Genomic DNA, 8,384 nt, shown 5'->3' on the forward strand with positions numbered 1-8,384 from the left:
GAAGGGAAAGTGGCGCTTCTCAGCTCGCCTTCAACCGCGACCCCGTCAGCAGGCCGCGCTCTTCAAGCACCGGATAGGCCATCGAGGCCAGCAGCGAATTGATCTGTTTCAGGTCGCGGATGGTGTCGAGATGGATCGAGCTGGTTTCGACGCTCTTGGCGGTGCCGTCGCGCAGCCGCACGAAATGGCTGGCGCTGGTTTCCTTTTCGCGGTCGCGCAGCCGGTCCTTTTCCAGCACCAGCTGACGGGCGGTCTCGGGATCGCGCGACACCAGAACGTTGAAGGCAAGCCGCGCATTGGCCAGAACCGAGCCATGGAAGGCGCACAGCTCGGCCCAGCCCTCGTCGGTGAATTCCAGTCCGCGCTCGAACTTCTTCTTCACATGCACCAGCATGTTGCGCACGATGATGTCGCCGACCTGCTCGAGCTTGACGCAGGCGCCGATCAGTTCCTGGCAGCGCAGCGCCTCGTCCTCGGTCAGCGGGTTCCTGGTCAGTTTGGCGAGGTAGAGCTTGATCGCGGCGTGCTTGCGGTCGACGCGGTCGTCGAGTGCGGCCAGCGCCTTGATCTTGTCGGCGTCGGCACTTTCATAGAGTTCGATGATACGCTTGAGCATGATCTCGATCGTCTCGCAGACCCGCACCACCTCGCGGGTGGCATTGGCCAGCGCCTGGCTCGGCACGTCGAGCGCGCTTTCGTTGAGCGCGGACAGCTCGACGACGTCAAGCGAGGCGGCCGGCACGGGCTTGGTGCCAAGTGCGACGATCTTCTCCGAAGCGCGGTAGACGAAGCCTGCCAGCGGCAGGCCGGCGAGCAGGATCAGCACATTGAACAGGATGTGGGCATTGACGATCTGGTCCGCCGCCGTCGAACCGAGAAAGGCGAAGTGCGGCCTGAAGATCATGACCAGGATCAGCATGACCAGCGAGCCAAGCCCGCGCATCAGGAGATTGCCGATCGGCACGACGCGCACCTCGGGGCTCGACGAACGGGTCAGCATCGGCGCGATGATCGAGGAGCCGAGGTTGACGCCAAGGATGAGAACGACGCCAAGTTCGGGCGTGATCAGGCCACGGCCTGCCAGCGTCGCCATCAACAGCACCGCCGCGATGCTCGACTGGAACAGCCAGGTGATCAGTGCCGCCAGCAGATAGGCGGTGATGGAATCGGTCGAGAAGTAGTTGATGATGACCGGCATGAGCTGGCTGTTGCGCAGGGGCTCCGATGCCTGGCCGATCATCTCCAGCGAGAGGATCAGAAGGCCGATGCCGACCAGGATGCGGCCGGACTGGCGCCAGTCGCGCCGCTCGGTGGCCATGAACATGACCGTGCCGGTGATCAGGCACAGCGGCACCAGCAAGGTGAGGTCGAAGGTCAGCAGCTTGACCACCAGCGCCGATCCGATTTCGGCGCCGCGCACTGCCAATTGACCCGCGGCGCCAGAGACGATGCCAGAGCCGGCGAAGGAGCCGACCAGCAGCGTGACGGCGGTGGAGCTCTGCAGGGCGATGGCAAGGCCGGTGCCGGCCAGCACCGCCATGATCGGATTGCGCATGGTGGCGCGGAGGCGATGGCGCAGCACGTCGCCATAGGCGCGTTCAACGCCGGTCTTCACCATGCGGGTGGCAAACAGCATCAGCGCCACGGCGCCGGCCAGATGCAGAAGGACGACGGACCCGCTCATTTCGTCCCCCGCATGCAAACAGGGCGCCCGCCCTGTTTTGCGTGGCGATCAGAAGGAAAAACGAGGGAACGAATCATGTTCATGGCGGTGACTTATAATAGCTCGAATATTTTAGCCGGATAATAAAATCTTGTCGATTTCAAGGGCCGTTGCCGCGCGACAGGCGGTGTCGGAAAATGGACGGACGCGCAAATGGTTGCATTGCTGGGCGGGCGCGAAGCGGCGGATAGGCCGAGTTTGCGGTGCGACTGGCTCCTGCCTTTGCGATCATGTTCAGCTTCCTTGGGTAAATCAAGGAATCCATTACATAATTGTAATGCGTGCGTTCAGTTTCGGTTCATCGATGGGCAGCTACTGCTTCGATATCGACAACCAAGGAGACTTCTCATGAAACGCATCGTCCTTTCCGCACTCGCTTTCTCGATGCTGGCCGCCACGTCGCTCACCGGCCAGGCCGCACCGCTGAATGCGCCGAACGCGCCGCAGTCGAACTACAGCCAGGTCGACTGGCAGAAGCCCGGCCACCACAGCGATGTGAGGAAGCGCGTTTACAAGAAGAAGGTCGTCGTCGTGAAGCGCAACAACTGGCGGCATGGCCAGAAATATTCCGGCTGGAAGCGCCATCAGCCGATCCGCGACTATGGCCGCTACGGCCTGCATCGCCCCGGCCGCGGCCAGGAATGGATCCGCGTCGGCAACGACTATGTGCTGGTCGGCATCCTCTCCGGCGTCATCTTCGGCGCGCTTGCCGCGCATTAATCGGCACCTTGCCGGACATTGAAAAGGGAGGCGGCCCGCTACGGCCGCCTTTCTTTTTGCCTGTGGAAACCGGGTATGGCCCGCATTAAGGGTCGTCGGATTTCGCGGGCGTGATTATATAATCGGGAAACGAGTTCCCCGATGCGCTTTCCACCCGCCTTCCTCGACGAGATACGCGACCGCGTGCCGATTTCATCGGTGATCGGCCAGCGCGTCGCGTGGGACCGCAAGAAGACCAACGCACCGCGCGGCGACTATTGGGCCTGCTGCCCGTTCCATGGCGAGAAGAGCCCTTCCTTCCACTGCGAGGACAAGAAGGGCCGCTACCATTGTTTCGGCTGTTCGGTCTCGGGCGATCATTTCAAGTTCCTCACCGAACTGGACGGGATGAGCTTTCCCGAAGCTGTGGAAAAGATCGCCGACATGGCCGGGGTGCCGATGCCGGTCCGCGATGCGCAGGAGGAGCGGCGCGAAAAGGAACGCGCCAGCCTGACCGACGTCATGGAGATGGCGACCGCCTTCTTCCAGGAACGGCTGCAGGGACCGGAAGGCGCCAAGGCGCGTGCCTATCTGCGCGACCGCGGCCTGACGCCGGCGACGCAGCAATCGTTCCGGCTTGGTTTTGCGCCCGACAGCCGCAATGCGCTGAAGGAGCATCTCGCCGCCAGGGGCGTGCCGAAAGCCGATATCGAGGCCTGCGGACTGGTGCGCCACGGCGACGACATCCCGGTTTCCTATGACTGGTTCCGCGACCGCATCATGTTTCCGATCCCGGATTCCAGGGGGAAGATCATCGCCTTTGGCGGCCGCGCGCTGCAGCCCGATGCGCTGGCCAAATACATGAACTCGCCCGACACCGAGCTCTTCCACAAGGGCAACGTGCTTTATAATTTCGCCCGCGCCCGCAAGGCCTTGGCCAAGGGCGGCACGGTCATCGCCGTCGAAGGCTATATGGATGTCATCGCGCTGGCACAGGCCGGCTTCGAGAATGTCGTGGCGCCGCTCGGCACCGCGCTTACCGAGAACCAGCTCGAGCTGCTGTGGCGCATGGCGCCGGAGCCGATGTTGTGCTTCGACGGCGACAAGGCCGGGTTGAAGGCCGCGTGGCGGGCCGCCGACATGGCGCTGCCGTCGGTGCAGGCCGGCCGCTCGGCGCGTTTCGCGCTGCTGCCGGAAGGCAAGGATCCCGACGATCTGGTCAAGGCCGAAGGACCGGATGCGTTTCGTAGCGTTCTGGCCGAGGCGCGGCCGCTGGTCGATCTTTTATGGATGCGTGAGACGGCGGGCGGCGTCTTCGACACGCCGGAGCGGCGGGCCGAGCTTGAGAAGCCGCTGCGCGAACTGACCAGCCGCATCCGCGATGAAAGTCTCCGCTACCATTATCAACAGGAGATGCGCGAGCGCGTGTTGAGCTTCTTCGGCTCGCAGCGCGGCACCAGGCAAAGCGGCCGCCAGGATGGGCGCCCGGGCCAGGGCAAGGCAGCCGCTCCCGGCGGGCAGTTCGCCAAGAGCGGTGGCGGCCGCATTGCGATCACCGAAAGTCTCGGCCAGTCGGCTTTGGTCAAACGCGGCGGCGAGGGGATGTCGGTGCGCGAGGCGACGATCATCGTCGCATTGGTCAACCATCCGGCACTGATCGACGAGAATTTCGCCCATATCGAGTTTCTCGATCTCGCCAACTCCGATCTGAGGCGGCTGCATGCGGCAATCCTCGATGCAATGGCGCATGACATGGCCAATGACCGGCAGGCGGTGATTGCGACGATCGAACGCGCCGGCTGCGCCGAGATCTGGGAGCGGGCCGTCGGGTTGATCCGGCGGATGCGGCAATGGCCGGCGCTGGAGACCGCCGCCCTTGAAGATGCCCGCGATGCTTTCAGCCAGGCGCTGCACTTGCAGCGCAGCGCGCGCACCTTACATAAGGAACTGAAACAGGCGGAAGCGGCGCTCGCCACCGATCCCACAGACGAAAACTACCGGCACCTGATCGAAATTCAGGCGCAATTCCAGGATGTGCAAGCCACGGAAGCGCTGATCGAAGGGTTTGGCGTCTCCTCGGGCAGGGCAGGGCGAGCTTAGTTGGAAGCGAGTGAATTGAGAAAGCGTCGTTGCGCGTCGAAATGGCGCGTAACGGGCTAAGTCGGGTAATTGATTCGCTTTTTTCATGCGAATCATGCGAGAGGCGCTTGACCTTCTGGCAGATTGGCGGAATCAGGACGATTCGAAACGTTAACCCGAACCCGCGTCGACGGGAAATAAGCGATGTGAGGTACTGGTCACTGGACAGGCAGCCCGCCTGCCACAGATATCAGGGTTAATCTGGACTTAATGGATGTCGCCCAAAAAGGGGAAACCCGGTTTTGGGGCAACGACATACACCAAACGAAACGAGTTGATGCAGTTACTGGCCCGGTGAAGCGCGTTTCATAAGCGAGCGCATCCGATTTGACTGGTCCGACAGCTTACGCGGCTTTGAAGTTCGGCCGCTAGGAGAAGATAAAGACTATGGCGACAAAGGAAAAGGAAGAGGTCGAAACCGAACGCGAAGGCGCCACCGATGGCCCTCTGCTCGACCTTTCCGATGATGCTGTCAAGAAGATGATCAAGGCCGCCAAGAAGCGCGGCTATGTCACCATGGACGAGCTGAATTCGGTGCTGCCCTCAGAGGAAGTGACCTCCGAGCAGATCGAGGACACGATGGCGATGCTGTCCGACATGGGCATCAACGTGGTCGAGGACGACGAGCAGGGCGAGGAGCCCGAGGCCGCCGACACCGCGGCCGATGCCGAGGAAGACGCCAACGAGCTGGCTGAGCAGACCGGCACCGCGGTTGCCGCCACCACCACCAAGAAAGAACCGACCGATCGCACCGACGATCCGGTGCGCATGTATCTGCGCGAGATGGGCTCGGTGGAGCTTTTGTCGCGCGAGGGCGAAATTGCCATCGCCAAACGCATCGAGGCCGGTCGCGAGACGATGATCGCGGGTCTGTGCGAAAGCCCGCTGACCTTCCAGGCCATCATCATCTGGCGCGACGAACTCAACGAATCCAAGATCCTGCTGCGTGAGATCATCGATCTCGAAGCCACCTATGCCGGCCCCGAGGCCAAGCAGGCGCCGGTGGTCGAGCGCGTCGAGGAAGCCAAGGTCGAGGACAAGCCGCGCCGTTCGCGCGACGACGAAGACGACATCACCAATGTCGGCGCCGATACGCGTGGGCTGACGGATGACGACGACGAAGACGAGGACGAAGCAAGCCTGTCGCTGGCCGCGATGGAAGCGGAACTCCGCCCGCAGGTGATGGAGACGCTCGACGTTATCGCCGACACCTACAAAAAGCTGCGCAAGCTGCAGGATCAGCAGGTCGAGAACCGTCTGGCCGCGGCCGGCACGCTGTCGCCCAGCCAGGATCGCCGGCTGAAGGAGCTGAAGGACCAGCTGATCAAGGCGGTGAAGTCGCTGTCGCTCAACACGGCGCGCATCGAGGCGCTGGTCGAGCAGCTCTACGACATCAACAAGCGCCTGGTGCAGAACGAAGGCAAGCTGCTCAGGCTCGCCGAAAGCTACGGCGTGCGTCGCGAAGAGTTCCTGAAGGAATATCAGGGTTCCGAGCTCGACCCGAACTGGACGCGCTCGATCGGCAACCTGACCTCGCGCGGCTGGAAGGAATTCACCAAGAACGAGAAGGATGCGATCAAGGACCTGCGCGCCGAGATCCAGAACCTCGCCACCGAAACGGCGATCTCGATCCTGGAATTCCGCAAGATCGTCAACCAGGTGCAGAAGGGCGAGCGCGAAGCGGCGATCGCCAAGAAGGAAATGGTCGAGGCCAATCTGCGCCTCGTCATCTCAATCGCCAAGAAATACACCAATCGCGGCCTGCAGTTCCTCGACCTGATCCAGGAAGGCAATATCGGCCTGATGAAGGCGGTCGACAAATTCGAATACCGCCGTGGTTACAAGTTCTCGACCTACGCGACATGGTGGATCCGGCAGGCGATCACGCGTTCGATCGCCGATCAGGCGCGCACCATCCGCATTCCGGTGCACATGATCGAAACGATCAACAAGATCGTGCGCACCTCGCGCCAGATGCTGCACGAGATCGGCCGCGAGCCGACGCCGGAAGAACTGGCCGAAAAGCTTGCCATGCCGCTCGAAAAGGTACGCAAGGTCTTGAAGATCGCCAAGGAGCCGATCTCGCTCGAAACGCCGGTCGGCGACGAGGAGGATTCGCATCTGGGCGATTTCATCGAGGACAAGATGGCGATCCTGCCGATCGACGCGGCGATCCAGGCCAATCTGCGCGAGACCACCACGCGCGTGCTGGCCTCGCTGACGCCGCGCGAGGAGCGCGTGCTCAGAATGCGCTTCGGTATCGGCATGAACACCGACCACACGCTGGAAGAAGTCGGCCAGCAGTTCTCGGTTACCCGCGAGCGTATCCGCCAGATCGAAGCCAAGGCGCTGCGCAAGCTCAAGCACCCGAGCAGGTCGCGCAAGCTGCGCAGTTTCCTGGATAGCTGAGACTTACCGATGCAAAGAGTTCAAGGGCGCCGATGGCGCCCTTTTTTGTTTGTGGGGCGCACTCTTGCGGGCCGGGCCCTTCGGGAGGATAATTTCGCTGTCGGATGCATTTCTGGGCGATAACCCGGATGCCCGCCCCGGCGAAGCCGCCGTGCTCCGTGGCCCCGGAGGGAGGTGTGCCATGACAAGCTACATCGTGCTGATGAACTGGACGGAGCAGGGTGCCAGAAACGTGCGCGAGTCACCGAAGCGGCTCGACGCCGCCAGAAAGCAGCTGGGAGACATGGGCGGATCGTTCAAGGCGTTCTACCTGACCATGGGCGAATACGACATGGTGGCGATGGTCGAAGCGCCCGACGACGCGGTGCTGGCGCGCTTCTCGCTGATGCTGGCGGCAGCCGGCAATGTCAGGACGCGGACGCTGAAGGCCTTTCCCGAATTGGCCTACCGCGAGATCGTCACCTCGCTCGGATAGAGCCTGTAGCGGAAGGGCCGGACCGGCTGGCCCGATACATTCTCCTTCGCGCGAGCGACCGAGCGACGTCTTGACGGCGCCCGATCGTTCGTGGTCCTTCAAGTTTGCGCTACCAACCAAATGCCGGAACTATGCTGACCGTCTGGTACAATACGCGCTGCCCGGTCTGCGATGCCGGGATCAGCAGGCAGAAGCGGCGGCTGATCGAAGCGGTCAAGGCTGGGCGGATCGAGTTCCGAGACATCAATCTTGAACCGGCAGCGCTAGCCGGATTTGGCGCGTCGCTTGAGGATATCCGCCGCCGGCTGCACGCCACCGATGCCGAGGGCCGACTGCTGGTCGGCGCCGATGTCGCCATCGCGGTATGGAAGGTCACGCCGGGCGAGGGCTGGTTGGCGACGCTGTTCGGCAATCCGGTTGCCTTGCCGCTGACACGCTTTGCCTACGATCGCTTTGCCGATCTTCTCTATGCCTGGAACCGGCGCAAGGGGCGCTGGTAGCCGAATTTATCGGTGGCCGCCGTTCGCAACGAAGCGGCCGAGACTGGAAAATCGAGCCCGCTGGTGCTGCATTCAGATACATCGTAAGATATATCTTGACTCCATCGATTGACTTGCCTAATTAAGATATATCGTACGATACAACTCAAGGAGCAATCAATGCACAAACACAATCATTTCGGGCGCGGTCATTTCGGCGAGCGCATGTTCATGCACATGGCCGGCAAATTCGGTGGCAGAGGGGGCGGCGGCTTTGGCCCGTTCGGCCACGGCGGCCGTGGTGGCGGGCGCGGCGGTCCGGGCGACATGTTCCGCGCCGGACGCATGCTGGCCGACGGCGACCTCAAGCTGATCACGCTGTCGCTGCTGGCCGAAGCGCCGCGTCACGGCTACGACATCATCAAGGCCCTGGAAGAGCGCACCAGCGGCATCTACAGCC

The 8,384-nt window shown here is 62.4% G+C and carries 7 protein-coding genes; 6 read left to right on the top strand and 1 reads right to left on the bottom strand.

From position 1 onward, the window contains the following. Nucleotides 1-19: 19 nt before the first annotated feature. Complete coding sequence (locus EOA22_RS17125; RefSeq protein ID WP_013530146.1) at nucleotides 20-1,684, bottom strand: Na/Pi cotransporter family protein; 1,665 nt, start codon at nucleotides 1,682-1,684, stop codon at nucleotides 20-22. A gap of 387 nt (nucleotides 1,685-2,071) precedes the next feature. Between EOA22_RS17125 and EOA22_RS17130 the strand changes: the two genes are divergently transcribed. The 6 genes from EOA22_RS17130 to EOA22_RS17155 all read left to right on the top strand — a co-directional run. Further along, entirely contained in the window at nucleotides 2,072-2,443 is a 372-nt protein-coding gene (locus tag EOA22_RS17130) for an RcnB family protein (RefSeq protein ID WP_013530147.1), read from the top strand. A 141-nt stretch (nucleotides 2,444-2,584) separates the two neighbouring features. Next, nucleotides 2,585-4,522 carry a DNA primase gene (gene dnaG / locus EOA22_RS17135; RefSeq protein WP_127390105.1) on the top strand — a complete coding sequence of 646 codons (1,938 nt, stop codon included), beginning with the start codon at nucleotides 2,585-2,587 and terminating at the stop codon, nucleotides 4,520-4,522. A 426-nt stretch (nucleotides 4,523-4,948) separates the two neighbouring features. Next, on the top strand, nucleotides 4,949-6,970 hold the full coding sequence (gene rpoD, locus EOA22_RS17140; RefSeq protein ID WP_013530149.1) for an RNA polymerase sigma factor RpoD: 2,022 nt from the start codon (nucleotides 4,949-4,951) through the stop codon (nucleotides 6,968-6,970). A 181-nt stretch (nucleotides 6,971-7,151) separates the two neighbouring features. Then, nucleotides 7,152-7,445 (top strand): GYD domain-containing protein, encoded by a 294-nt coding sequence (locus EOA22_RS17145; protein ID WP_063168777.1) that lies wholly within the window; start codon nucleotides 7,152-7,154, stop codon nucleotides 7,443-7,445. Between the two features lie 131 nt (nucleotides 7,446-7,576). Further along, on the top strand, nucleotides 7,577-7,945 hold the full coding sequence (locus EOA22_RS17150) for a DCC1-like thiol-disulfide oxidoreductase family protein (RefSeq protein ID WP_063168776.1): 369 nt from the start codon (nucleotides 7,577-7,579) through the stop codon (nucleotides 7,943-7,945). Between the two features lie 159 nt (nucleotides 7,946-8,104). Further along, nucleotides 8,105-8,384 (top strand): PadR family transcriptional regulator (locus EOA22_RS17155; RefSeq protein ID WP_164755568.1); only part of this gene is annotated, 280 nt, incomplete at its 3' end.

This window comes from Mesorhizobium sp. M7A.F.Ca.US.014.04.1.1 (assembly GCF_003998745.1).
GTDB lineage: Bacteria > Pseudomonadota > Alphaproteobacteria > Rhizobiales > Rhizobiaceae > Mesorhizobium > Mesorhizobium ciceri.